Raw genomic sequence first — 23974 nt, 5'->3', positions numbered from 1 at the left:
GGCGGTGGCTGCGCTGACACTCGCAGTCACGATCGGGATCACCGCACAGTCCATCCCGGACGCCGCGGCCGCGACCGGCCCGGCCACGGGCTTCGCCACGCAGAACGGCGGCACCACCGGAGGCGCCGGCGGCCAGACGGTCCGGGCCACGACCGGCACCGCGATCCACACCGCGCTGTGCACCCGCGCCAGCAGCAGCACCCCGATCATCATCGAGGTCACGGGAACCATCAACCACAGCAACACCAGCAAGGTGTCGGGCGGCAGCTGCAACACGGCCGACGGTGTGATCGAGCTCAAGCAGATCAGCAACGTCACGCTCGTCGGTGTGGGAAGCGGTGCGGTCTTCGACCAGATCGGCATCCACATCCGCGAGTCCAGCAACATCATCATCCAGAACGTGACGGTCCAGAACGTGAAGAAGTCGGGCTCGCCCACGTCGAACGGCGGCGACGCCATCGGCATGGAGAGCGGCGTCCGCAACGTCTGGGTCGACCACGTCAACCTGCTCGCCTCGGGCGGTGAGTCGGAGGGCTACGACGGCCTGTTCGACATGAAGGACGACACCAAGTACGTGACGCTGTCGTACAGCACCCTGCGCAACTCGGGGCGCGGCGGCCTCATCGGATCGAGCGAGACCGACCTCTCCAACGGGTTCGTCACGTTCCACCACAACCTGTACTCGAACATCGACTCGCGTACGCCGCTGCTGCGTGGCGGCATCGCGCACGCCTACAACAACCACTACGTCAACCTCAACGAGTCCGGCATCAACTCGCGGGCCGGGGCCAAGGCGAAGGTCGACAACAACTACTTCGAGGACTCCGTGGACGTGCTCGGCACGTTCTACACCGACCAGGCGGGCTACTGGCAGGTCAGCGGCAACATCTTCGACAACGTGACGTGGTCGGGCCGCAGCAGCGACCACAACCCGGCCGGCCCCGACCCGACGTCGACCACCACGGTCAGCATCCCCTACTCGTACCCCATGGACGCCGCGAGCTGCGTGCCGGCGGTCGTGAGCCAGACGGCGGGTGCGAACAAGGGCAACCAGGTCTCGGACGGCAGCTGCACGCCGACCAACCCGGATCCCGACCCCACGCCGACCCCGGACCCGACGGACCCGACGCCGGACCCGACCGACCCGCCCACCGGGACCAACCTGAGCCTCGGCGCGGGCGCCGACGGCTCCAGCAAGGCCAGCGACACGAGCTACGGCAGCGTCCTGGACGGCAACACCGCCACCTACTGGTCACCCGCGGGCTCGACGGGCCGCATCTCGGTCAAGTGGGGATCCGCCACCACGGTGTCGTCGATCAACATCCGTGAGGCGTCGGGCGCCGTCGGCAACATCGGCTCGTGGCGCGTCGTCAACAACGACAACGGCGCCGTCCTCGCGACGGGCAGCGGCGCCAAGGCCATCAGCTTCCCCGCGACCTCGCTGAGCAAGATCAACTTCGAGATCACCAGCTCCAGCGCCACGCCGCGGGTCGCCGAGCTCGAGACCTATGCCGGCGCGCCGTCGTCGGGCGGTGACCCGACGGACCCGCCGGACGACGGCGGCCCGACCGAGGAGCCCACCGCCGACGCGCTGTACGTGGCGCCGGGTGGCACCGACAGCGCCGCGGGAACCGAGGCGAACCCGACGACGCTCCCGTCGGCGATCAGCCGGATCAGCGCCGGCGGCACGATCTACCTGCGCGGCGGCACCTACAACTACTCGCAGACGGTCACCATCGCGCAGGGCAGGAACGGGCTCTCGGGCGACCGCACGGAGCTGTTCGCGTACCCCGGCGAGCGGCCCGTGCTGAACTTCTCGGCCCAGAGCGAGGACCCGGCCAACCGGGGGCTCGCCATCGGCGGCGACTGGTGGCACCTGCGCGGCATCGTCGTCGAGCACGCGGGCGACAACGGGATCCTGCTCGGCGGCGACAACAACGTCATCGAGCGGGTGGTGACCCGGTTCAACCGTGACTCCGGGCTCCAGCTCTCCCGGTACACGGCCGGGGCGCCCAGCAGTGAGTGGCCCTCGAACAACCTCATCGTGTCGTCGGAGTCGCACGACAACGCCGACTCCGACGGGGAGGACGCCGACGGGTTCGCGCCGAAGCTCACCGTGGGCGCCGGGAACGTGTTCCGGTACGCCGTGTCCCACAACAACATCGACGACGGCTGGGACCTGTACACCAAGTCCGACACCGGCCCCATCGGAGTCGTCACCATCGAGGACTCGCTCTCCTACGAGAACGGGACCCTGTCCAACGGGGGCCAGGCAGGCAACGGCGACCGCAACGGCTTCAAGCTCGGCGGCGAGGACATCGCGGTCAACCACGTCGTGCGGCGCAGCATCGCCTTCGACAACGGCAAGCACGGGTTCGGCTACAACCGGAACCTTGGGTCGCTGACGATCTCGAACAACCTGAGCATCGGCAATACGGAGCGCAACTTCAACTTCGACGGCGGCACCTCGACGTTCCGCGACAACACGTCCTGCAACAGCGGGACGAACGACCGGATCATCGGCACCGACGCCGGCGGCAACCAGTGGTGGTCCGGCTCCAACGGCTCCCGGTGCGCACAGTACTCGGGCTCCCTGGCCTGGTCCTTCGCGTCCGACGGTCGCCTCGTGGTGACGATCGGGGGACGTACCGTCAACCTGTGACAGCGGACGGCGGGCCGGACAGCGCCCGCCCGCCGAACGCCCGCCGACGCCCCGACCGTTCCGGTCGGGGCGTCTGTCGTAGCCGGAAACCCTCAGTCGCGCGAGTGAGTTGACCGTGTGGAACGCTGAAAGGGACTTCAGTCGAGCAGCCAGCTGGTCAGAACCGGACGACGAATTTGGAGGTTGTGATGGACGACAAGGTCAAGCTCGCCGGGGTGTTGCTCGGCGGTTACTTGCTCGGGCGGACGAAGATGATGAAGACGGCGCTCATGATCGCCGGAGCCGTCGCGGCCAAGAGCTCGATGGGCGGGTCGCAAGGGGGCGGGCTGCTCAGTGAGGTGGGCGGCGGGCTTCGCGACTCGGTCCTTTCCTCACCGGAGGTCGAGCGGCTGAGGGGTGAGGTCACCGGCAAGCTGGTGAGTGCGGGCAAGGCCGCCGCACTTGCCACCGCCACGAAGCGGATCGACGCTCTCAGCGCGAAGCTCCAGGACCAGACCGAGCGCCTCCGGGACGTGCAGTCGGAGGCCGCCGACGAGGAGGAGACCGAAGAGCCCGTCGAGGAGCCCGAGGGTCAGGAGGCCCCCGAGGAGCCTGAGGACGCGGCCGAGGAGGAGCCTGAGGACGAGGCCGAGGAGGAGCCCGAGGAGGAGCCTGAGGAAGAGCCTGAGGAAGAGCCGGCCAAGCCACCCGCGCGGAGCAGGAGCACGCGGAAGGGGACCGGGAAGACCGGCAGCGGACGCGACACGGCAGCCAAGCCTGCGCGGAGCTCGGCGAAGAAACCCGCCGCGACTCGCCAGCGGAGGACCTCTGGCGCCCGCAAGCAGGGCTGACCGGAACCGGCGCAGAGGAGAGTGTCATGAGCAACAAGTCCCCGGTGGCACCCGAGAAGGCTCCTGGCCTCAGCCCGGTTGCCTCCTCCCTGAAGGACTCGCTGGGCGGTCTCGCCCATGCCCTCGGTGGTCGTGCGGTCGACAAGGTGGCCGAGAAGACAGGCGGGTTGACGCAGCGCCTCACCGACTACGCGGAGGGAAGGCCCTCTCCTGGCACCGCGGCCGCAGCCAAGGGCGCGAAGGAGATGGTCGACAAGGGCTCACCCCTCAAGGCGGGCCTCGCAGGTGCCGCGACCGGCGTCAAGCAGGTCTTCACCAACATCAAGGAGTCCGCAACCGGCCTCAAGGACACCGCGACCAACATCAAGGAGTCCGCGACGGGCGTGACGGACAAGGTCAAGGACGCGCTCGGTGGCCGTGGCGACGGGAACAGTGGCTTCAAGTTCAACAACATCGTCGAGGCGATCGATGTCGGCGCCCCGGTCGACATCGTCTTCGACGCCTGGACGGAGTACGACCGCTGGCCCGAGTTCATGAAGAAGGTCGAGCACGCCGAGCTCGACCCGGACGAGGGGACGGTCTCGTTCCAGGGGCAGGTGTTCTGGTCGCACCGCCAGTGGGACGCAACCATCGTCGACCAGGTGCCGGGCAGGCGGATCGTGTGGGACTCGACCGGCCCGAAGGGGCACCTCAGTGGTGTCGTGACCTTCCATTCCCTCGCCGAGGAGCTGACCCGGATCGTCCTGGTGGTCGAGTACCACCCCGGCGGATTCGTGGAGAAGACGGCGAACATCTGGCGGGCGGTGAACCGGCGCCTCCGTCTGGAGCTGAAGCAATTCGTCCGGTACGTCATGACCGACGTCATGCTCGACCCCGACGATCTCGAGGGCTACCGCGCTGAGATCCAGGACGGGGAAGTCATACGCACCCATGACGAGGTGCTCGAGGAAGAGTCCTCTCAGGCGGAGTCCGAGGAGGAAGAGCCGTACGACGAGGAGTCGGAAGACGAGGAGGTGCCACAGGAGGCCCCGAGCCCAGCTCGGTAAGCAGCGGAGCGGGGGGCTCACCAAGGAGGCAGCATGGCAGAAGTCGCGAGATCCAGCCCCCGGGGGTACGTCGAGCGCCCCCAGCCCTCCTCGTTGGCCGATGTCGTCGAGCTCATCCTCGACAAAGGTCTTGTCCTCGATGTCTTCGTCCGGGTCTCGCTCGTCGGTATCGAGGTCCTCACCATCGACGCCCGCATCGTGATCGCGAGCGTCGACACCTACCTGCGCTTCGCAAAGGCCGCCAACCGGCTGGACCTCGAACAAGTCGGTGGGCGCGACCTGCCGGAGCTCGTGGAGGACATGAGCGAGAGCGGCAGCAGCGGGAAGACGAAGGGCATGCTCCAGGGCGCGAAGGAGGCGCTGATCGGCTCGGGCGACGACAAGTCCAAGTCCAAGTCCAAGGATGAGGATCAGGACGAGGACCAGCCGAGGGCGCGGAAGGAACCACAGAGGCGGCAGGGCCGGACTACACCGCAGAGGAGCAGGCGTGAGCGATGACCACGAGCAGCGCGCCGGGCAGAGCCTCTATCTCTACGGCCTGGTGCAGCTCGACGAGCGTGTACCGGACGGCCTGATCGGGGTTCAGGACGAGCCGGTGCACGCCGAGCGGCTCGCGCACGTCACCGCCCTCGTGTCGGACCTCCCCGGCGGCGAGGTCCTCGGCCGTGCTGCCGAGGTACGGGCACACGCAGCGGTGGTCGACACCATGGCAGGCAGGGGGGCGGTGCTGCCGATCCAGTTCGGCGCGACCGCCGACGGCCTTGACGCGATCGGATCGGCGCTCCCCGCCGAGCGCCAGCAGGATTACGTCGACAACCTGCGCAAGCTGGCCGATGTCGTCCAGCTCAGCCTGACCGCGCGCTACGACCAGGACGCCATCATCGCCGAGCTCGTCCGCGAGGACCCGGAGATCCGCCGGCTCCGGGAGATCACCCGCGGACAGCCCGAGGAGGCGATGCGTGACGCACGTATCCGGCTGGGCGAGCTCGTCGTCGCGGGGTTCGACCGCAAGCGGGCGGCGGATGCCGACTTCCTCGAAGGTGCGGTCGTGCCGCTCGTCCAGGAGCTCAGGCACCGGGAGGTCACGCAGGTCGACGTCGTGCTCGATGCTGCCCTCCTCGTCCGGCGTGACGCGGTGGCACGCTTCGAGGACGCGCTCGAGGACGTGGCTGCCGGACTGGTGGGGCGCATCACCCTCCGCCTCGTCGGACCGCAGGCGCCCTACGACTTCGCGGAGGAGGTGTGAACCGTGGGCCTGTTCAGTGCCTTGGTCTCGCTGCCGCTGGCGCCGGTACGGGGCGTCGTCTGGATCGCCGAACAGGTGCGCGAGGAGGCTGAGCGTGAGTACTACGACCCCGGCGCCATCCGTCGACAGCTCGACCAGATAGCCGAGGCCCGGGAGGACGGCTCGATCGATGACACCGAGGCCGATGCGTTGGAGGAAGCCCTCGTGACCAGGCTCCTCGAAGCGAACCGCCGTCGGCGGCAAGGAGAGCCATGAACCAGGAACCGGCGGACGCGCCCGCCTCCGAGGATCGTCCCCGCCGCCGGCACCGCGACCCGCACGCCCGGCCGGCGCACCGCCCCGCGCAGCGGGCGCGCCCGCGCGAGGCCGACGTCGAGCGCCAGGACGAGGCCGACGTCGAGCGTCAGGAGGAGCGTCAGGACGAGGGCCAGGAGGAGGGCGACGTCGAGTCGCAGGACGAGGGCCGGACGCCGGAGCCGCCCACGAAGCCGGACACGATCGACGCCCGTGCGGCGGTCCGGAAAGCCCTCGAGGAGTTCACCGTGCTCGCCCAGGACACCGTGGAGGGCGTCGTCGGCGTCGAGCGCGACGACGACACGTGGCAGGTCACCCTCGAGGTGCTCGAGGACGAACACATCCCGAGCACCTCCGACATCATGGCCGAGTACCACGTGCGGCTGGCCGCCGACGGCGGGCTCCTCGGCTTCCACCGCGGCCGGCGGTACGTCCGCGGCCGGGTAGGTTCTTGAAGCGCGAGCCCGGCACCATGACCGTCCGCAGCGGCCCCGGCGACGCCCTCGAACCGCGCCGCTCGCGCGAGGGCACGCTGGACAATGTCATCGAGACGGTCCTGGACAAGGGGCTCGTGCTCAACGCCGACATCATGGTGTCGGTCGGCGGCGTCGAGCTCCTCGGCATCCGGATCAGAGCCGCTCTCGCCTCGTTCGACACCGCGGCACGCTACGGCCTGGAGTTCCCGGCGGGCACGGACAGAGACACGGTGGCCTGGCGACAGGCACTCGAACGGAAGGAGACCTGCCCGAGCTGCGGCAAGAGCTCGCCGGCGGCCCAGCTGCTCGAGGAGTACTGCCCGTGGTGCGGATGGCAGAGCGCCCAGGCGCTCCGCGAGGCCTCGGCCCCTGGCCTGGAGCCCGCCCAGGGTGCGTCGCCGCCGGACGAGGACGTCGATCGCGATGGCTGAGAATGTGATGACAGCGCGGTCGGGACCCGAACGCGACTCCCGGTCAGCCATGGAGCCGACCCGGGACCTGCGTGTCACCCTGCCCGACCTCCTGGACGTGCTGCTCGACAAGGGCGTCTACCTCGATCTCGACCTCATCGTCACCGTGGCGGACATCCCGTTGATCGGTGTGAGCCTGCGCGCCATGGTCGGCGGCATCGAGACGATGCTCGAGCACGGCATGATGCGCGCCTGGGACGAGCAGACCCGTGAGTGGGTGCGCCGCTCGCTCGCGCGCCGCGTCCCGCTCGCCGACGACGAGGACGTCATCGCCCGCATGGCGGGCGGGCACCGTCAGGAAGAGCCATACGTCACGTGGCGCCCGGGCACCGTCTACCTCACCACCCGGCGGCTCATGGTCTGGCGGGCCGAGCCGCGCGAGCTGCTCTGGCAGGCGACCCTCGACGAGATCACCGGGGTGGGCACGCAGGCCGAGCTGAGCGCTGGAGGAGAGGAGCGCACCCGGGTGGCCCTGACCACACGCGCCGGGACCACTCTGCTCTCGGCCGCGGCACCCGAGAGCCTCGTCGCCCAGCTGCGCGAGCACGCACCGGGAAGTGGTGCGCCAGTACCCGCGCGCCGGCCGGCGCCGTTCCAGGCCCTGGTCTGGTATCGGGAGGACCTCGCCGGCGGTTCGGTGTGGCGTGGGGGGACCGGGACGCTCGACCGCACCAACGGCCTGACCTGGAAGGGAGTCCGAGACGTGCGGCCAGCGGTCCGGCTGAGACCGGACCAGATCCGGTCCGTCGACCTGGTCCGTGGCCGGACGCCGGTGGGCCGCCAGATGCTCGTCGTGCGTGGCGACTCGACAACCGTCCGTCTGGCCACCAAGGACACGACAGGGTGGGCGACCGCCCTGTCGAAAGTCTCCGACGCCCGCACGCAGTCACGGACAGGAGGGCAGACATGACACTGCGAGTCGACGAGAGCAGCCTCAAGAACGGCCTCCTGACCCTCGTGGTCACGCTCGTCGAGGTCATCCAGGAAGCACTCGAGGGCCAGGCGGTGCGACGCCTCGAGAGCGGCGACCTCACCGAGGAGGAGCAGGAGCGCCTCGGCCAGGCATTGCTCGACCTCGACGACGCGCTCGAGGCGATCAAGGCCGACCACGGCCTGACGGCCTCGGTCGCCGACCTGCGGCGCGGGCTCGACGACGTCGTCGACGACCTGGTCGACAAGCTCGTCGATCCGGCTCGGTGGTCCGGCGAAGCCCGGGCGGAGGACTCGTGACCAGCCCAGAGGGGCTGTATGTCTACGCCATCGTGCGGGGCGTGCCGGCTGACCCCGGCACCGGCATCGACGGCGCACCGCTGCACGTCGTGACGATCGACGGGGGACTCTCCGCCGTGGTCCACCACCATGCAGGCGGCCCGTACACGGGTGCCGACGACGAGGTCCGGCGGTGGGTCGTGGAGCACAATGACGCCGTCGACCGCCTCTGGCAGCGTCGGAGCACGCTGCTGCCGATGACGTTCAACGTGATCGTCGCCGGCACCGAGGAAGAGTCGGCGCGCGGCCGGCTCGAGGACTGGCTCACGACGCACGCCGAAGAGCTCCTGGCACGGCTCGACCAGCTTGATGACCGCGTCGAGCTCCGGGTGGAGATCGGGCTCGACCAGCAGGAGACCGCGCGAGGGGATCCGGGTGCCGAGGCCGTCCGCGCCGAGCTGGAAGGACGGCCGCCCGGCGTCCAGCGTCTCCTGCGCAAGAAGCTGGACCGGATCGAGCGCGACGTCACCGGCGCCCTCGCCGACGAGCTGTACCAGGAGTACCGCCGTCGGCTCGCCGGGGTGTCCCAGGAGCTCACGGAGAACCGGAGCGCCCGCGCCGAGCCCGGCGTCGTCCCCGTGCTCAGCTTCTCCCTGCTGGTCCGGCAGGAGGAACGCGAAGCCGTCGGGCGCGAGCTGGCGGCGATCCGGGACGAGCAGCCCGCTGCCCGCATCCGGTACCTCGGGCCATGGCCCCCGTACTCCTTCGCGGACGTGTCAGACGCTCCGACGTCGTAGCCATCCCAGGGCGCTCGCGGACGGGATCCGCGAGCGCCCTGTGAGGCCGGCGGGGCCTCAGTAGGCCGGACCGGTCGGAGGCGGCGTGGGCGGCGTCGTCGGAGGTGGCGGCGTTGTCGGAGGTGGCGGCGTGGGCGGCGTTGTCGGAGGTGGCGGCGTGGGCGGCGTCGTCGGAGGCGGCGGCGTCGTCCGGGGCGGCGCCGTGGGCGACGTCTCCATACTGCGCTCGAGTCTCTCCAGCGACCGGTGCGCGACGTCGCGACCACCCAGCCCGTAGGCCAGGGCCGCGGCCAGGGCCGCACCGACGACGATCGAGCCGAACGCGAGGTTGATGATCGAGTCCGCCAGGCCCATGAACTGCAGGCCGATGGCCGAGAACAAGATGATCGTCGCGTACCGGAAGATCGTGCCGGCGGTGCCCTCGCCGATCGCCCGCCTGATGAGGTTGGCCACGAAGAAGCCGACGGCGATGATCGCGCCGCCGAACAGGACGCGGCCGGTCAGCGCCAGCACCTCGTCGAGGAGGTCGGTGATCGTCGCGAAGCCCAGGAGCTGCGCGGCCATGATCGCGAAGAAGACGATGATCGCGACCTGGGCGATCTTCGCGATGATCGTCGACGGGCTGGTGCGGCCCGTCGTGACCCCGACGTTCCGGATCGCCTCGTCGGTGCCGATGCCCCGCAGCGTGCTCTCCAGGAGGTCGGCGACGAACCTCGCGATGAGGTAGCCGATACCCAGGACGATCAACGCCGCGATGATCGCCGGGATCGCCCCGAGGATCAGGGTCAGCATGTCCGTGGCCGGGTCGGAGATCGCCGAGATGCCGAGGACCTGCAGCGCCGCGATGGCCACGACGATGATGATCACGGCGAAGGCAAGGTTCCCGAGGACCGAGGCGATGCGGGCGTTCGTCTCGCGGGCCTCGTGCTCGGTGTCGACCGCGGTGGCCTCACCCGTCGCCGGGCGATAGGTCCCGCCGGCCGGGTCATAGGTCTCGCCGGTCGTGGTCGGCTCCGCACCCGTTTCCCGAGCGGCCGCTGATCTGGCCTTGCCGAACATGCGTGCGAAGTTGACCGTGCCAAGTGCCGCGACAATGATCTGCTTGACGATCTTGGCGATGAGGTACCCGATGAAGAACACAACTGCCGCACCGATGATGTTCGGCAGGTAGTTGAGGATCGTCTCGAGCATGCCCTGGAGCGGTCCCAGCACCTCTTCGAGCTGCAGCACCTGCAGCACGGCGATGAGGCCGAACAGCCAGATCAGAAGCGCGACGATCTGCCCGATCGATGTGCCGACGTCTTGACCGTCAGCTCCTTGACGTTGCAGGAACCCGATCCGCGACACGAGCTTGGCGACCGCCCACCTGACCAACCGGGCGACGATCCACGTGACGATGAGGATCAGGAGGACGATGACGATCGTCCCTAGGATCCCGGCCCAGTCGTAATCTTCTACGATGTCCATCTCCTTCGTCCTCCCTCAAGCAAACCTCGATGCCGCACAGGTGAAGGTGCGTCGCGGCTTACTGTGGACGTTACCCATCTCCGTTTCACTCGCTACTTGATGCGTGTGACGTCGATGAGTAAGGCGTGACCGTAGATCCTCAGGGTGGTGCCCCGTACAGGACTTGAACCTGTGACCGAGAGATTATGAGTCTCCTGCTCTGACCAGCTGAGCTAACGGGGCCTGCGGCACGAAGCCGCGGGGGAATCTTACTGCGTCGGGCGGCTGGTGCCGGCGCGGCCCGCGCGGGCACCTCCCCAGGGTGGCTTCGAGATGTCCTGGCGCGCCCCGCGCCGTCGGCCTCGGTAGTCTCGATCCTGAGCGACGGGACGAGGCGGCGACATGAGTACCGGACCGGGCGAAGGCACCGAACCTGGGGGCGCGAAGAACCGACGGCTCATGCTGCTGCTGGCGGCAGCGATGTTCGTGCTCGTCGTTGACACCTCGTTGATGAACGTGTCGATCTCCGCGGTCGTCACGGACCTGGACACCACGGCCAGCGGCGTGCAGTCCGCCATCGCGCTCGAGGCGCTGGTCTCGGCGGCGTTCATCCTGATCAACAGCAAGGTGGGCGACCTGATCGGGCGCAAGCGCGCGTACGTCATCGGGTTGCTGGCGTACGCGACCGGGGCGGTGGCCATGACGCTCGCGCAGAGCCTCACGGCCATCGTCGTCTTCTGGGCGATCATCGGCGGGCTCGGGGCGTCGTTGCTCCTGCCGGCGATGCAGTCGCTGATCCACGGCAACTTCACCGGTGCCGCCCAGAAGCAGGCGTATGCCATGGTCGGCGCGGCGGCGGCCATCGCCGCCGCGATCGGCCCGCTGCTGGGCGGGTTCGTCACGACCTACCTGTCGTGGCGGGTCGGGTTCGGGCTGGAGGCGCTCATCATCGCCGTCGTCCTGAGCCAGATCAGGCTGGTGCGCGACGTCCCCTACACCGGCTCCCGCCAGGTCGACGTCGTCGGCGCGATCCTGTCCGTGATCGGCATGGGCGGGGTGGTGCTCGGGATCCTGGTCTGGCAGGAGGGCGGTGAGTTCGTCGGCCTGCTCATGGTGGTCGGGTTCGCGGCGCTGGTAGCGCTCGCCCGGTGGCTCGTACGACGTGTCCGCGAGCACAAGGTCCCCCTGCTCGACCCCGGCCTGTTCCGCCATCCCACCTTCACCACCGGGGTCACGGGCCAGATGCTCCAGCAGATCACTCTTGGCGGGGCCATGATCGCCCTGCCGCTGTTCCTGCAGATGACCCTCGAGTACAACGCGCTCCAGGCGGGCCTGGCCCTGACCCCGCTCTCGCTGACCATGTTCGCGGCGGCGATCGTGGCGGGCAGGAGGAGCGGGCGCCGACGGCCGGCCGCGATCATCCGCGCCGGGTTCCTGCTGGCCAGCCTCGGGATCGCCGTCATCATCCCGCTCGTCCCCCGCGTCGACAGCGGCTGGTACCTCACGCTCCCGCTCGCGATCGCGGGCTGCGGGCTCGGCCTGCTGGTCTCCCAGCTCAACAACTACACCCTCGCCCCCATCGAGGAGGAACGGGTCAGCGAGGCCGCCGGCGTCAACTCGGCGGCCGGGTCCTTCGGCCTCTCCTTCGGCCTCGCCATGTCCGGGGGCCTCCTGCTCGCCGTCCTCGCCTTCAGCTTCAACCAGCTGACCGAGGACAGCTCGGTCATCCCCGCGGCCGAGCAGCAGCAGATCGCCATCGCGCTCGAGACCGACGCCGAGGTCATGAGCAACACCCAGCTCGCGGAGCAGATCACGGGTCAGCCGCCGGAGGTCGAGACCGAGGTGCTGGCCATCAACAACGACGCCCGAAACCGCTCGCTGCAGGTGGCCCTGCTCGTGCCGCTGCTCGCTAGCCTCGTCGGGCTCGGCAACTCCTTCCGCATGATGCGGCTGCCCGACCGCAAGCCGTCGACCTCGCTCGACGGGACGGACCTCGGCTGAACCCGGCGCGGCACCGGCCCGCCCCGCGTGCGCGCGAAATGTCCTGGCGCGCGCCCGCCGTCGGCCCATAGGTTCTGCGAGCCAAACACCCAACACGACTGGAGCACTCCCATGTCCTCGAACTTCCCGGTCGCCCTGTCGGGCGCCCGGGCCCGGACCCTCATGTGGGCGCACGAGCACGACGTCGACCACGCGGCACTGAACCAGCTGCGCAACATCTCCGCCCTGCCCTGGGTCGAGGGTGTCCGCGTGATGCCCGACGTCCACCTCGGCAAGGGCGCGACCGTCGGCTCTGTCATCGCCATGCGCGACGCCGTGTCGCCCAACGCCGTCGGCGTCGACATCGGCTGCGGCATGATCGGTGTGCGTACCTCGCTGACCGCGAGCGACCTGCCCGACGACCTCTCCCGCCTCCGCAAGCGGATCGAGGCCGCGATCCCGGTCGGGTTCCACGCGCACGACGAGCCCGTGGACCTGCGCCGGCTGCGGCCCGTCAAGGGGTCCGGAGGCCAGGAGCGGCTGCGCGGCGAGCAGGTGTTCTGGGACCGGTTCGAGACGCTGAACCCCAAGGTGCGGCAGCTCGAGACCCGGGCACGCAAGCAGCTCGGCTCGCTCGGCGGCGGCAACCACTTCGTCGAGGTGTGCCTGGACCAGGACGACCAGGTCTGGCTCCAGCTCCACTCCGGCTCCCGCAACATTGGCAAGGAGCTCGCCGAGCACCACGTCCGCATCGCCAAGGACCTGGAGCACAACAAGGGCCTCGTGGACCGCGAGCTCGCCGTGTTCCTCGCTGGCACGCCCCAGATGGACGCGTACCTCAACGACCTGTGGTGGGCGCAGGAGTACGCCGCACGCTCGCGGGCGGTCATGATGGCGCTCGCGGTCCAGGCGGTCCGGGAGGAGTTCGCGGAGATGTCCGACGGCGGCCGAGAGCTCACCTTCAACGAGGGCGTGAACGTGCACCACAACTACGTGGCGCGCGAGCAGGTCGACGGCGCGGAGCTGATCGTCACCCGCAAGGGCGCGATCCGGGCGGGCCGGGGCGACCTGGGCCTCATCCCCGGATCGATGGGCACGGGCTCGTACGTGGTGCGCGGTCTGGGCAACCCCGCGTCGTACTGGTCGGCGTCGCATGGCGCGGGCCGGCGGATGTCGCGGACCCGGGCCAAGAAGGAGTTCACGGTCGAGGACCTCGCGGCCCAGACCGAGGGCGTCGAGTGCCGCAAGGACCGGGGCGTGCTCGACGAGATCCCGGGGGCCTACAAGGACCTCGACGCGGTGATCGCCGCGCAGTCCGACCTCGTAGAGGTCGTGGCCCGGCTGCGGACGGTGCTCTGCGTCAAGGGCTGACGTCCGCTCGGCACGCCGCCCAGTCGGTGAGGGCACGGCAACCCGTGGTCGCGCGACGCGCGACCGCCCGCGACGGCGGGTGGTCGCGCGTCGGCCGCGGGCGGCAGCACCCGGTCCCTTGCTCGCGAGGTCGCGGTGGCCGTCGCGAGCATCCAGGATCAGAGTGGATCCAGGTTCCAGGAGGTGGCCCACGTGCAAGCACGCGATCCGCAGCAGGACGGCGGAGGTGCCGAAGCCCGAAGCAGCGGTGCGGGAGCAGAGCCGGGCGGCACGAGCGCCTGGCGACGACGCACGATGATCACGTTCGGTCTGCTGCGCGCCGGCGCGACGTCGGTGCTCCTGGTGGTGCTCTACTACCTGTTACCGCTCGACCGGGACTCGGTGTCGCACCTGACGCTCATACTGATCCTCGGCCTCGCTGGGTTCGCGGCGACGGCGTACTGGGAGGTTCGTTCCATCATCCGGTCCAGGTTGCCCGGCATCAGAGCGATCCATGCCCTGGCGACTCTCGTTCCGTTCTTCCTGCTGCTGTTCGCGTCGACCTACTTCGTGCTCAGCTACCAGGCGCCGGCGACGTTCAGTGAGCCGCTGACCCGATCTGACGCGCTGTACTTCACCATCACCACGTTCGCCACTGTCGGTTTCGGGGACGTCGTGCCTCGGTCGGAGGCGGTCAGGCTGCTCGTCTCCGGCCAGATCCTGCTGGACCTCGTCATCCTCGGCCTGGGGATCCGCGTGATCATCGGCGCGGTCAAGAAGGGTCGGACGACCGAAGCCTGACCGGCCGCGGCTCACGCCCGGCGCGCACAGACGGGCCGGAACGGCGTCGGGGTCCGAGACGGGCTGGATCGGGACAGGTGCCTCTGGCAGCCTGTGCGCGGTGAACAGCACACAGGGCGACGAGGGCACGTGCCCCGTCCCGGTCGAGGGCGCAGGGCCGCCCGACGCCGGCCCGGTCGTCTCCGGGCGCGTTCGCGCCCTCGTCGTCACGGTCTGGGCGCTCCTGCTCGCGCACTTCGTGGCGACGTTCCTGTGGGCGGCGCCGGGCTACCTGACGGGCCTGCCGGACGGCGAGGTCCCCGCCGGCGAAGCACCCGCCACCGGCGTCCACCGGGCGCTGGAGGCCTATATGACCCCGGTCCTCGCCCAGAACTGGTCGCTCTTCGCGCCCTCGCCCGTGCACGTCGACTACACGCTGGCGGTGCGCGGCATCTACGTCGACGGGCCCGCCGGCGAGCTGGTCCCAGGTCCCTGGATCGACACGACGGCGGTCGAGATCGGCGCCCTGACCGAGCACCTGCTCCCGGCGGCGACGGAGCGGCCGTCCCGCCGTCTGGCAGCGGGGGTCCGTGCCGCGTTCCTCGCACTGCCCACGGCGGCCCGGGGCGTCGTCCTGCGGCCGCCCCCGAGCGTCCCGGCCACCGGGCCGGCGCCCGCCGACCCCTGGCCCGGCCTGCGCGTCGCGCTCCTCGACGCCGGCGCCGCGCCCGGCGTCGTCGACGACTACCTCGCCGAGGACCGGGCCCTGGCCGCCTACGCGACCCAGGTCCTGCAGGCGTCCGCGACCGGGGACGACGGCGCCGCGGGGCCCGTGTACGTCCAGGCCACCGTCGTGCGCCACGCCCTCGCGCCGTACGGGACGGCCGAGCGGCCCGAGCCGACCGAGCTCGCGCTCGGCGCCCGCCCGCCCGTGCGCCTGCCCGGCCAAGGCGACGACGCGTTCGGCGCCACCTGGGACGCGCTGCGGACCGGCGCGTCGTCCCGCGGAGGGGACCGGTGAGCCGCCTGCTGGAGTCCGGAGTGCGCTGGATGACCCTGTCCGCGCACGCGACGTACGGTGTCGCCCTGACGCGCGTGGCGCTGGGCGTGGGGGTCGGCGCGTACGTGGCGGTGAACTTTCCGGCGCGGCACGCCCTGTGGGGCACCGGCGCCCGCTGGACGACGCCGCTCGGCGGGCACGCGCTGACCAGCGACCTGGCGCTCACGGTGGGCTGCGCGGTGCTGCTCCTCGTCGCGGCGCTGGTCGCGGTGGGCTGGCGGGCCCGGTGGACGGTGCCGCTGCTCCTGGCCGGCTGGACGGGCCTGACTGCCGTGAACCCGCTGATCGTCGACCAGGGCCAGAACGTCGCGCGGATCCTGCTGCTCTACCTCTGCTTCGCGGACACGTCCGCCCGCTGGTCGCTCGACGCCCGACGCCGGACGAGTCGTGCCCGACGCCGGGGGAGTGCGGCCGGTGCGGCGTCGTCGGCCCGATCCGGGCGAGGTCAGGTACGTAACCTCGTCCACAATGCCGCGGTGCTCGCCGTGGGCGCGCAGATCTGCCTGGCGTACGTGCTGTCGGGGCTGTTCAAGCTGCTGGGGGAGGAGTGGCGCGACGGGTCGGCCGTGCACTACCCGCTGCTGCTGCCGCAGTTCCGGCCGTGGCCCGCGCTGGCCGACCTCGTGGCGGGCAGCGAGTGGCTCGTGCCGGCGGTGACCTGGGGGGCGCTCGCGCTGCAGCTCGCCTTCCCGCTCCTGCTGCTGCAGCGGCACCTGCGGACGGCGGGCGTGGCCGGCGCGCTCGCCATGCACGTGGGCATCGCCGTCGTCATGGGGCTGCCGTTCTTCTCCCTGTTCATGATGGCGGGCGACTGCGTCTTCCTCCGCGACGCGACGATAGCCCGCTGGACGGGCGGGGGTCAGCCGACCTGGTGGAGCCAGCGGACCGGCGCGCCCAGGCCGGCGTAGCGGAACGGCTCGAGCTCGTCGTCCCAGGCGGCGCCGAGGGCGAGGTCGAGCGCGTCGCGCATGGCGCGGGGGTCGGCGAGCTCGAGGGCGGCACGGACGCGGTCCTCCTGGACCACCACGTTGCCGTGCACGTCCGTCATGGCGTGGAAGATGCCGAGGTCGGGGGTGTGCGACCAGCGGGCGCCGTCGGCCCCGTTGCTCGCGTCCTCGGTAACCTCGTACCGCAGGTGCGACCACCCCCGCAGGGCGGACGCCAGCTTGGCGCCCGTGCCCTGGGGACCTTGCCACGAGAACTCGGCACGGTACAGACCGCGCCCGGCGGGCTGCGCGGTCCAGTCCATGGAAACGCGCACGCCTAGTACGTTCCCCGCGGCCCACTCGATGTGGGGGCACAGGGCACGAGGCGCGGAGTGCACAAAAAGCACACCCCGCGTGATGACACCGGCCATGTCTTCCTCCCTGGGTCGAGGTACGTCTTCCCCTACGTCCTCACCAGGGCGGTGACGCTGTGGTCGGCTGCACAGCGGTGCTTCGGACCACATCCTGCACGATCCGTCGACGAGATGCGAGGCGAACCGGCGCGCAGGCGTCGAAAAAATCACCGGGTACGACGAGTCCGTCCGGCACATTCTTGCCTAAAGCGGCGCGCCACCACTAGTGCCTCATAAAAAATTCTTGAGTTCGATCCCACAGGTCAGCGGTGTACGAAACCCGCCCGTCGGGCCCTCAGAGGCGCGCGCGGAGCTCCCGCATCGCGGCCCGGCGCGTCTCCTTCTGGAGGCGGTCCAGGTAGACCATGCCGTCGAGGTGATCGGTCTCGTGCTGCAGGCAGCGGGCCATGATCCCGGTGCCCTCCACGGTGATCGGCGCGCCGTCCAGATCGATGCCCTCGACCCGCGCGTAGTTCGCGCGCACGGTCGGGTACCAGAGGCCGGGCACCGACAGGCAGCCCTCGCCGCCGTCCTGCTGCTCCTCGCCCAGCTCGACGATGCGCGGGTTGATCACGTAGCCGATCTCGCCCTCGATGTTCCACGAGAAGGCTCGCAGCGAGACGCCGATCTGGTTGGCGGCCAGCCCGGCGCGGCCCTCGTCGTCCACCGTCTCGACCAGATCGGCGACCAGGCTGCGGACGCGGTCGTCGATGGTCGTCACGGTGTCGCACGGGGTACGCAGTACTGGGTCGGGAACCACACGGATCTCACGCATTGCCATGCGGGCATTCTCCCATGTCATAACGATGGAACACGGATGCGCGGCTCCCGGCGGGTCCGCCTCCGGCAGGGGCCCAGACGTGTCAGACGCTCAGATCACCTGAGTGACCTGAGCGTCTGACAGGTGCGGGGACTGCGCGTCAGTGGTTTTGGATCACCAGGGCGACGTTGTGGCCACCGAAGCCGAACGAGTTGTTGATCGCGGCGATGTCGCCGCCCGGCAGCTTCACCGGCTCGTTGCGCACGAGCGGCACCTGGAGCTCCGGGTCAGGGTTGTCCACGTTGATCGTGGGCGGTGCGAGGCGCTCGGCGACGGCCTTGATCGCGAACACGGACTCGAGGGCGCCGGCGCCGCCCAGCAGGTGGCCGGTCATGGACTTGGTCGCCGAGAGCTGCACGTGGTCGGCGTCGGCCCCGAAGAGCTTCCGGATCGACGCCGTCTCGGTGAGGTCGCCCACCTTGGTGGAGGTGGCGTGCGCGTTGACGTGCACGATGTCGGCGGGCGTCACCCCGGCGTCCTGGATCGCGAAGCGCATGGCGGCCACCTGGCCGGTGCCCTCCGGGTCCGGGGAGGTGATGTGGTACGCGTCGGACGACAGGCCGACGCCGCTGACCTTCGCGTAGACCCGGGCGCCGCGGGCGGCGGCGTGCTCGGCGCTCTCCAGGATCAGGACCGCCGCGCCCTCGCCGAGGACGAAGCCGTCGCGGTCGACGTCGTACGGGCGGGAGGCGCGCTGCGGGTCGTCGTTGCGCAGCGAGAGCGTGCGCGACGCCGCGAACGCGCCGAGCGGCATCGGGTGGATGGCGGCCTCGGTGCCGCCGGCGACCACGACGTCGGCCCGGCCGGAGCGGATCATCTCCACCGCGTAGCCGACGGCCTCGGCGCCCGAGGCGCACGCGGACACCTGGGCGTGCGTGCCGGCGCGGGCGCCGAACTCGAGGGACACGTACGCCGACGGCGAGTTCGGCATGAGCATGGGGACGGTCATGGGCAGCATGCGGCGGGCGCCGCGCTCCCGGAGCGTGTCCCAGCCGTCCAGGATGGTCTGGATGCCGCCGATGCCGGACGACACCACGGCGCCGAGCCGCTCGCCGTCGACCTCGGGGCTGCCGGCGTCGGCCCAGGCCTCGCGCGCCGCGACCATCGCGTACTGCGCGGACGGGTCCATGCGCTTGGTCTCGGGGCGGGAGAGGACCTCCGCCGGGTTCACCTTGATGGTGGCGGCGAAGGTCACGGGCAGGCCGTACTTCTCAGCCCAGTCGTTCTCCAGGGTGCGCGCCCCCGACACGCCTGCGAGGGCGGCCTCCCACGTGGATGCCACGTCCCCGCCGAGGGGTGTGGTGGCGCCGAGGCCGGTGACGACGACTTCGCGTGCGGAGGTCATGATGATGCTCCCGAGGGTGGTGGGACGAGGGGGCAGGGTACGGATGGTGCTGCCTCGTGGGCAGCGAGTGCCCGACGGCGGCGCGGGCCCGTGCAACGCGCGGGGTCACGCGGCCGCCGTCGGGGGGCGGCTCAGTCCTGGGCGCCCTTGATGAAGCTCACTGCGTCGCCGACGGTCGCGAGGTTCTTGACCTCCTCGTCCGGGATGCGAACCCCGAACTTGTCCTCGGCGTGCGTGACGATGGTCATCATCGACAGGGAGTCGATGTCGAGGTCGTCCGTGAAGGACTTCTCGAGCAGGACGTCGGCCTGGTCGAGGCCCGTCTCCTCGGCGACGATCTCGGCGAGGCCCTCGAGGATCTCCTGGTCCGTGTTGGCCATGGGACTTCCTTATCTTTCGTAACGGTCACCGGAGCCGTCGGGCTCCGGAGTCTTGCTGGTCAGATCTTGGCGCATCCCGCGACCGGAATGCACGACGGGGTCATTCTGCGACGCCACCGCCCGCCGGCTACGGCAGCACCACTACTTGTGCGGCGTAGACGAGGCCCGCGCCGAAACCGATCTGGAGGGCGAGGTCGCCGGACTTGGCCTGTCCCTCGGACAGGAGCCGCTCGGCGGCCAGCGGGATCGACGCCGCCGACGTGTTGCCGGTCTCGGCGATGTCGCGCGCTATCACCACCGTATCCGGCAGACCGAGCTGCTTCTTCACCTGGTCGATGATGCGCATGTTCGCCTGGTGCGGGATGAAGGCCTGGATGTCCTGGGCGGTCACGCCCGCCTCGGCCATCGCCTTCTCCGCGATGGGTGCCATCTGGAAGCTCGCCCACTTGAACACCGTGGGGCCGTCCTGGCGCAGCGTGGGCCAGCCGAGCGAGGGGTCCTCGCGCAGCTCGGTCCAGGAGTGCGTCTGGCGGATCGCGGTGGCCTTGGAGCCGTCCGAGCCCCACACCGTCGGGCCGATGCCGGGGGTGTCCGACGGGCCGACGATCGCGGCGCCCGCGCCGTCGCCCAGCAGGAAGGAGATGGAGCGGTCGGTCGGGTCGATGATCTCGCTGAGCTTCTCGGCGCCGACCACGAGCACGTGCCGGGCCAGCCCAGCGCGGACCAGGGCGTCCGCCTGGCCGATGCCGTACGCGTAGCCGGCGCAGGCCGCCGAGATGTCGTAGGCCGCGGCGGGCGTCGCGCCGATGCGGTCGGCCAGCACGGCGGCAGCCGACGGCGTCATGTGCATGTGCGTGATCGTCGAGATGATGACCGCGTCGATGTCCGCACCGACGAGGCCCGCGGCGTCGAGCGCCTTGTTCGCGGCGGCCTCGGCCAGGTCGAGCACGTCCTTGTCCGCGCCGGCCCGGCGGCGGGTGATGATGCCGGTCCGCTGGCGGATCCACTCGTCCGAGGAGTCGATGGGGCCCGCGATGTCGTCGTTCGTCACGACGAGCTCGCCGCGCTCCGCGCTGATCGCGAGGATCCGCGAGAACTGCGTGGGCTGGGCCTGCTGCAGGATGGTCACTGGTCTGCTCCGGTCGCGCTCGTGCCGGTGGAAAGTGCCGTGCTGTGCGCCGCGATGAGCTCGCGGGCCGCGTCGAGGTCGGCGGGCGACTTCACCGCGACGGTCTCGACGCCCTTGAGGCCGCGCTTGGCCAGGCCCGTCAGGACGCCGCCGGGGGCGAGCTCGACCAGGCCGGTCACGCCGCGCTCGGCGAGGGCCGTCATGATCAGGTCCCAGCGCACGGGCGCCGTCACCTGGCGCGCCAGGTTGCCGAGCACGTCGGCCCCGGTGCCGTGGCCGTGGGCGCCGCCCGTGTAAACCGTGCCGTCGAGGTCCGCGAGGAACGGCAGCGTCGGGTCGACGGCGGCCCAGCCGAGGGCTACGGGCTCGAACTCGGCGCGGGCCGCGTCCATGAACGGGGTGTGGAACGCGCCAGCCACCTGCAGGGGGATCACGCGAGCACGCGTCGGCGGGTTCTCGGCCAGCTTGGCGAGGTTCTCCAGCGCGCCGGCCGCGACGGTCTGACCCGCGCCGTTCACGTTGGCGGGCCACAGGCCCGCGGCCTCGATCGCGGCGAGCACCTCGTCCGGGTCACCGCCCACGACGGCGCTCATGCCCGACGGCGCTGCCGCCGCGGCCGTGGCCATCGCCCGGGCGCGGCGGGCGACCAGGCCGGCCGCGCCGTCGTCCGACAGGGCGCCTGCTACCGCTGCCGCCGACAGCTCGCCGACGGAGTGGCCTGCGGTGACGTCCACGACGTCCGCGGCGGCGCGCCCGTCCAGCAGGGCGCGGAACGCGAGCAGGGAGGTCGCGACGATCAGCGGCTGGGCGACGGCGGTGTCGCGGATCGTGTCCGCGTCGGAGGTCGTGCCGTGCGCGATCAGGTCCAGCTGCGCGGCCTCGGAGGCCGCGGCGAGGCGTTGGTCGGTACCGGGCAGCTCGAGCCAGTCGCTGAGCATCCCGGGGGTCTGAGAGCCCTGTCCAGGGCAGACGACGGCGAGCACGCGTCCACTCTGCCAACCCGGAGAGCTCATCTGACGTCGCGACCTGTACCAACCTCATCGGGGGGCCTTGTGGAGAACCTACAAGGCGCTGACCTCGGCGAAGGGTTAGCGCCTGAGGTCAGCCCCGGCCGAGCTGGCCCAGCGCCAGCGCCACCTGCAGCACGAACGACTCGCGGGCGTCGAGCGGGTCCCACCCGGTGATCTCCGACACCTTGCGGAGCCGGTAGCGCACGGTGTTGGGGTGAACGTACAGATGGCGCGCCGCGGCCTCCAGCGAGCGGCCGGTGCCCAGGTAAGCCGACAGGGTCTCCAGCACGGCGCCGCCGGCGTCCTGCAGCGGGGTGAAGGCCTGGGCGATCAGCGTGGCGCGGGCCGTGTAGTCGCCGGTCAGGACGCGCTCCGGCAGGAGGTCGTCGGCCATGACCGGGCGCGGCGCCTGCGGCCACGCCGGGGCGGCGGTCAGCCCGGCGAGCGCCGACCGGGCGGACCGGGCGGCGTCGGTCAGGCTCGGCACCTGGGTGCCGATCACGACCGGGCCGGTGCCGAAGCGGCTCAGGAGGGACGTGGCGGCGGCCACGAGGTCACCCTCGCCGCCGAGCACGAGCACGAGCCGGTCGCCGTGGATCCCGACGAGCGCGTCGCCCGCGGCGCGCCGGGCGACCCGGCGGATCTCGGCGGTGCGGATCTCGTCCAGCCCGTCGGTGGCGAGGCCGACGACGACCAGCGCGTTGCCGCGGCCGCTCCAGCCGAGCGCGGAGATGCGGGAGCGCAGGGAGTCGTCGCCGTCGCCGCGGACGAGCGCGTCGACCACGAGCGCCTCGAGGCGGGCGTCCCAGGCGCCGCGCCACTCGGCGGCGCGGGCGTAGACCTCGGCCGCGGAGAACGCGACCTCGCGGGAGTAGCGCAGGACAGCCTCGCGCAGGTCGCGCTCCCCGCCGGGCGCGGCGATCCGGTCGGAGTGCATCTCGACGACGTCGACCACCACGCGCACGAGCTGCAGGGTGTGCTGCAGCGAGATGGACCGGGTCAGCTCGGTGGGCGCGGCGGCGAAGATCTCGCTGACGCCGTGCGGCGGCCGGTCCGGGTCGGTGAACCAGGAGGTGAACGCGTTGATCCCGGCCTGGGCGACGAGGCCGACGTAGGAGCGGTCCTCTGCCGGGAGGTCGCGGTACCAGGTGAGGTCCTCGTCGAGACGGCGCATCGCGGCAGCGGTCAGCAGGCCGCTCGCCTCGCGGACCCGCTGCAGGTTCATCGGGAAGCCCGCGGGGTCCGTGGCGGACTCGCGAGCCTGGTCAGCGGGGGTTTCCGGGGGTGCGTCGGGGGACGCCGCGCGGGCTGCCCCAGACGTCGGGCCGTCCTGGCCGGTGCCGTGGCCGGCGGCCTGACCGGCGGCCTGGCTGACGCCGCGGTCGGCTGCTGGTCCGGCCTCCCGGTCGGTCTTGGGGGCGGTGGCTCGCGCGGCCCGTCGAGTTGCTGGCACTCCGGCAGCATACGAGCCTGGGTTGTGGAGAGTCCACAAACGGACTTTAGAGACAGCGTCATCCCACTGCCGCACTGCGGAAAACTGTAGGGTCGAGGTATGGCCCTGATGCATCGGCTCCGCCGCCTCATCCGTCGGCCCCTGTCTGCGTCCACGGTCGGTGCCCGCCGCCCGTCGCCGTCGGCACCCCGACGAGGGGACGTGGTGCACGAGGACGCCCTGCGCGCCCAATTGACCGACGATCCCAACAACGAGGAGGCGTTCGGCGCCCTGGCGGAGATCGTCCGCCGTCGGGCCGCCGAGGATCCCGACCTGGAGGATCCATTGCGAGACTCCGAGGAGATCGCCGAGTCGAAGCAGCGCGACGCCGACCTCGCGGTCTGGGCGCTGGCCGAGGAGCTGGCGGGGCACCCGCGGGGCTGGTACCCGCTGATCGAGCTGGGCCGGTTGTCGCTCGCGGACGACCCGGAGGGCGCCGTCCGCCGGCTCAGCACCGCGGCCGAGCGGGACCCGGAGGGGCGCGCCCTGGCCGAGGGGCTCGCCATCCTGCGCGACGCGGGGATGCCCGTGGAGGCCCTCGGGCTGGGTGTGGGGCACTGGCGGGTGCGGGAGCACTCGCCGGTCGTGGGGAAGCACCTGGTGCTGGCCGCGCTCGAGGCGGACCGGGCCTTCGAGGCCCGGCAGCACCTGCGGGCGCTCGACATGCACCCCGACACGAAGGCGGTCAAGCCGCTGCGTGACGAGCTGGAGAAGGCGATAGTCGCGAGCGAACAGGCCTCGCCGAAGTAGCCCCGTCCGCGAAGTAGAGCGCTTGTCCGGCTCTCCCTTGGTGACACCAGGGAGAGCCGGACA

25 protein-coding genes and 1 tRNA gene are annotated in these 23974 nt (G+C 71.0%); 17 read left to right on the top strand and 9 right to left on the bottom strand.

Annotated features, from left to right (window positions below; genetic code table 11):
* The first annotated feature begins 4 nt into the window (after window positions 1-4).
* The 11 genes from ACFT2C_RS23825 to ACFT2C_RS23775 all read left to right on the top strand — a co-directional run bounded on the left by ACFT2C_RS23825 (window position 5) and on the right by ACFT2C_RS23775 (window position 9030).
* Entirely contained in the window at window positions 5-2662 is a 2658-nt protein-coding gene (locus ACFT2C_RS23825) for a polysaccharide lyase family 1 protein (RefSeq protein WP_377209564.1), read from the top strand.
* Between the two features lie 188 nt (window positions 2663-2850).
* Window positions 2851-3492 (top strand): hypothetical protein, encoded by a 642-nt coding sequence (locus tag ACFT2C_RS23820; protein WP_377209563.1) that lies wholly within the window; start codon window positions 2851-2853, stop codon window positions 3490-3492.
* A 26-nt stretch (window positions 3493-3518) separates the two neighbouring features.
* Window positions 3519-4538 (top strand): SRPBCC family protein, encoded by a 1020-nt coding sequence (locus ACFT2C_RS23815; RefSeq protein ID WP_377209562.1) that lies wholly within the window; start codon window positions 3519-3521, stop codon window positions 4536-4538.
* Between the two features lie 33 nt (window positions 4539-4571).
* Window positions 4572-5036: a gas vesicle protein GvpJ gene (gvpJ, locus tag ACFT2C_RS23810; protein ID WP_377209561.1), complete on the top strand. Its 465-nt coding sequence runs from the start codon at window positions 4572-4574 to the stop codon at window positions 5034-5036.
* Entirely contained in the window at window positions 5026-5784 is a 759-nt protein-coding gene (locus ACFT2C_RS23805; protein WP_377209560.1) for a GvpL/GvpF family gas vesicle protein, read from the top strand. Before gvpJ (ACFT2C_RS23810) ends, ACFT2C_RS23805 begins: the two co-directional genes overlap by 11 nt.
* A gap of 3 nt (window positions 5785-5787) precedes the next feature.
* Entirely contained in the window at window positions 5788-6039 is a 252-nt protein-coding gene (locus ACFT2C_RS23800) for a gas vesicle protein GvpG (protein WP_377209559.1), read from the top strand.
* On the top strand, window positions 6036-6533 hold the full coding sequence (gvpO, locus tag ACFT2C_RS23795; protein WP_377209558.1) for a gas vesicle protein GvpO: 498 nt from the start codon (window positions 6036-6038) through the stop codon (window positions 6531-6533). The genes ACFT2C_RS23800 and gvpO overlap by 4 nt, the downstream gene beginning before the upstream one ends.
* 17 nt (window positions 6534-6550) lie before the next feature.
* On the top strand, window positions 6551-6985 hold the full coding sequence (locus ACFT2C_RS23790) for a gas vesicle protein (RefSeq protein ID WP_377209557.1): 435 nt from the start codon (window positions 6551-6553) through the stop codon (window positions 6983-6985).
* Window positions 6978-7934: a gas vesicle protein GvpJ gene (gene gvpJ / locus ACFT2C_RS23785; RefSeq protein ID WP_377209556.1), complete on the top strand. Its 957-nt coding sequence runs from the start codon at window positions 6978-6980 to the stop codon at window positions 7932-7934. The genes ACFT2C_RS23790 and gvpJ (ACFT2C_RS23785) overlap by 8 nt, the downstream gene beginning before the upstream one ends.
* Window positions 7931-8254 carry a gas vesicle protein K gene (locus tag ACFT2C_RS23780; RefSeq protein WP_377209555.1) on the top strand — a complete coding sequence of 108 codons (324 nt, stop codon included), beginning with the start codon at window positions 7931-7933 and terminating at the stop codon, window positions 8252-8254. Before gvpJ (ACFT2C_RS23785) ends, ACFT2C_RS23780 begins: the two co-directional genes overlap by 4 nt.
* Window positions 8251-9030 carry a GvpL/GvpF family gas vesicle protein gene (locus tag ACFT2C_RS23775; protein WP_377209554.1) on the top strand — a complete coding sequence of 260 codons (780 nt, stop codon included), beginning with the start codon at window positions 8251-8253 and terminating at the stop codon, window positions 9028-9030. The genes ACFT2C_RS23780 and ACFT2C_RS23775 overlap by 4 nt, the downstream gene beginning before the upstream one ends.
* A gap of 57 nt (window positions 9031-9087) precedes the next feature.
* On the opposite strand, the gene ACFT2C_RS23770 is transcribed toward ACFT2C_RS23775, so the two are convergent.
* The gene (locus ACFT2C_RS23770; RefSeq protein WP_377209553.1) at window positions 9088-10497 is read right to left on the bottom strand and encodes a mechanosensitive ion channel; all 1410 of its coding nucleotides are present in this window, start codon (window positions 10495-10497) and stop codon (window positions 9088-9090) included.
* A 145-nt stretch (window positions 10498-10642) separates the two neighbouring features.
* A tRNA-Ile gene (locus ACFT2C_RS23765) sits at window positions 10643-10719 on the bottom strand.
* Between the two features lie 159 nt (window positions 10720-10878).
* Between ACFT2C_RS23765 and ACFT2C_RS23760 the strand changes: the two genes are divergently transcribed.
* The 5 genes from ACFT2C_RS23760 (at window position 10879) to ACFT2C_RS23740 (ending at window position 16554) form a co-directional block, all read left to right on the top strand.
* Entirely contained in the window at window positions 10879-12477 is a 1599-nt protein-coding gene (locus ACFT2C_RS23760; RefSeq protein WP_377209552.1) for an MFS transporter, read from the top strand.
* Between the two features lie 111 nt (window positions 12478-12588).
* Entirely contained in the window at window positions 12589-13827 is a 1239-nt protein-coding gene (locus ACFT2C_RS23755) for an RtcB family protein (RefSeq protein WP_377209551.1), read from the top strand.
* Between the two features lie 192 nt (window positions 13828-14019).
* A complete protein-coding gene (locus ACFT2C_RS23750; protein ID WP_377209550.1) occupies window positions 14020-14607 on the top strand; it encodes a potassium channel family protein in 588 nt (195 codons plus the stop codon).
* A 100-nt stretch (window positions 14608-14707) separates the two neighbouring features.
* Window positions 14708-15607: a DUF5819 family protein gene (locus ACFT2C_RS23745; protein WP_377209549.1), complete on the top strand. Its 900-nt coding sequence runs from the start codon at window positions 14708-14710 to the stop codon at window positions 15605-15607.
* Entirely contained in the window at window positions 15604-16554 is a 951-nt protein-coding gene (locus ACFT2C_RS23740) for an HTTM domain-containing protein (RefSeq protein ID WP_377209548.1), read from the top strand. The genes ACFT2C_RS23745 and ACFT2C_RS23740 overlap by 4 nt, the downstream gene beginning before the upstream one ends.
* On the opposite strand, the gene ACFT2C_RS23735 is transcribed toward ACFT2C_RS23740, so the two are convergent.
* From ACFT2C_RS23735 to ACFT2C_RS23705, 7 genes are all read right to left on the bottom strand, one after another.
* Window positions 16506-17003: a DUF3145 domain-containing protein gene (locus tag ACFT2C_RS23735; RefSeq protein ID WP_377209547.1), complete on the bottom strand. Its 498-nt coding sequence runs from the start codon at window positions 17001-17003 to the stop codon at window positions 16506-16508. The genes ACFT2C_RS23740 and ACFT2C_RS23735 overlap by 49 nt on opposite strands.
* 277 nt (window positions 17004-17280) lie before the next feature.
* Complete coding sequence (gene def, locus ACFT2C_RS23730) at window positions 17281-17766, bottom strand: peptide deformylase (protein WP_377209546.1); 486 nt, start codon at window positions 17764-17766, stop codon at window positions 17281-17283.
* A 139-nt stretch (window positions 17767-17905) separates the two neighbouring features.
* On the bottom strand, window positions 17906-19150 hold the full coding sequence (gene fabF / locus ACFT2C_RS23725) for a beta-ketoacyl-ACP synthase II (RefSeq protein ID WP_377209545.1): 1245 nt from the start codon (window positions 19148-19150) through the stop codon (window positions 17906-17908).
* 131 nt (window positions 19151-19281) lie between these two features.
* Window positions 19282-19530: an acyl carrier protein gene (locus ACFT2C_RS23720; protein ID WP_377209544.1), complete on the bottom strand. Its 249-nt coding sequence runs from the start codon at window positions 19528-19530 to the stop codon at window positions 19282-19284.
* 127 nt (window positions 19531-19657) lie between these two features.
* Window positions 19658-20659 (bottom strand): beta-ketoacyl-ACP synthase III, encoded by a 1002-nt coding sequence (locus ACFT2C_RS23715; RefSeq protein ID WP_377209543.1) that lies wholly within the window; start codon window positions 20657-20659, stop codon window positions 19658-19660.
* The gene (locus ACFT2C_RS23710; RefSeq protein WP_377209542.1) at window positions 20656-21642 is read right to left on the bottom strand and encodes an ACP S-malonyltransferase; all 987 of its coding nucleotides are present in this window, start codon (window positions 21640-21642) and stop codon (window positions 20656-20658) included. Before ACFT2C_RS23710 ends, ACFT2C_RS23715 begins: the two co-directional genes overlap by 4 nt.
* A 118-nt stretch (window positions 21643-21760) precedes the next feature.
* Entirely contained in the window at window positions 21761-23122 is a 1362-nt protein-coding gene (locus ACFT2C_RS23705) for a helix-turn-helix domain-containing protein (protein ID WP_377209541.1), read from the bottom strand.
* Between the two features lie 201 nt (window positions 23123-23323).
* Between ACFT2C_RS23705 and ACFT2C_RS23700 the strand changes: the two genes are divergently transcribed.
* Window positions 23324-23911 (top strand): hypothetical protein, encoded by a 588-nt coding sequence (locus tag ACFT2C_RS23700; protein ID WP_377209540.1) that lies wholly within the window; start codon window positions 23324-23326, stop codon window positions 23909-23911.
* Window positions 23912-23974 lie beyond the last annotated feature (63 nt).

Origin of the sequence: Promicromonospora sp. NPDC057138, assembly GCF_042670845.1 — a bacterium.
In the GTDB taxonomy this organism is placed as follows: Bacteria; Actinomycetota; Actinomycetes; order Actinomycetales; family Cellulomonadaceae; genus Promicromonospora.
The sequence above is the reverse complement of the archived record's forward strand: the minus strand, read 5'-3'. Positions and strand labels throughout refer to the sequence as shown.

Coding starts and splice junctions, on each gene's coding strand:
- ACFT2C_RS23780 (WP_377209555.1), top strand. CDS start 7,931: ATGACACTGCGAGTCGACGAGAGCAGCCTCAAGAACGGCCTCCTGACC.
- ACFT2C_RS23760 (WP_377209552.1), top strand. CDS start 10,879: ATGAGTACCGGACCGGGCGAAGGCACCGAACCTGGGGGCGCGAAGAAC.
- ACFT2C_RS23790 (WP_377209557.1), top strand. CDS start 6,551: ATGACCGTCCGCAGCGGCCCCGGCGACGCCCTCGAACCGCGCCGCTCG.
- ACFT2C_RS23820 (WP_377209563.1), top strand. CDS start 2,851: ATGGACGACAAGGTCAAGCTCGCCGGGGTGTTGCTCGGCGGTTACTTG.
- gvpO (WP_377209558.1), top strand. CDS start 6,036: ATGAACCAGGAACCGGCGGACGCGCCCGCCTCCGAGGATCGTCCCCGC.
- ACFT2C_RS23770 (WP_377209553.1), bottom strand. CDS start 10,497: ATGGACATCGTAGAAGATTACGACTGGGCCGGGATCCTAGGGACGATC.
- gvpJ (WP_377209556.1), top strand. CDS start 6,978: ATGGCTGAGAATGTGATGACAGCGCGGTCGGGACCCGAACGCGACTCC.
- fabF (WP_377209545.1), bottom strand. CDS start 19,150: ATGACCTCCGCACGCGAAGTCGTCGTCACCGGCCTCGGCGCCACCACA.
- def (WP_377209546.1), bottom strand. CDS start 17,766: ATGGCAATGCGTGAGATCCGTGTGGTTCCCGACCCAGTACTGCGTACC.
- ACFT2C_RS23755 (WP_377209551.1), top strand. CDS start 12,589: ATGTCCTCGAACTTCCCGGTCGCCCTGTCGGGCGCCCGGGCCCGGACC.
- ACFT2C_RS23720 (WP_377209544.1), bottom strand. CDS start 19,530: ATGGCCAACACGGACCAGGAGATCCTCGAGGGCCTCGCCGAGATCGTC.
- ACFT2C_RS23735 (WP_377209547.1), bottom strand. CDS start 17,003: ATGGCCGGTGTCATCACGCGGGGTGTGCTTTTTGTGCACTCCGCGCCT.
- gvpJ (WP_377209561.1), top strand. CDS start 4,572: ATGGCAGAAGTCGCGAGATCCAGCCCCCGGGGGTACGTCGAGCGCCCC.
- ACFT2C_RS23815 (WP_377209562.1), top strand. CDS start 3,519: ATGAGCAACAAGTCCCCGGTGGCACCCGAGAAGGCTCCTGGCCTCAGC.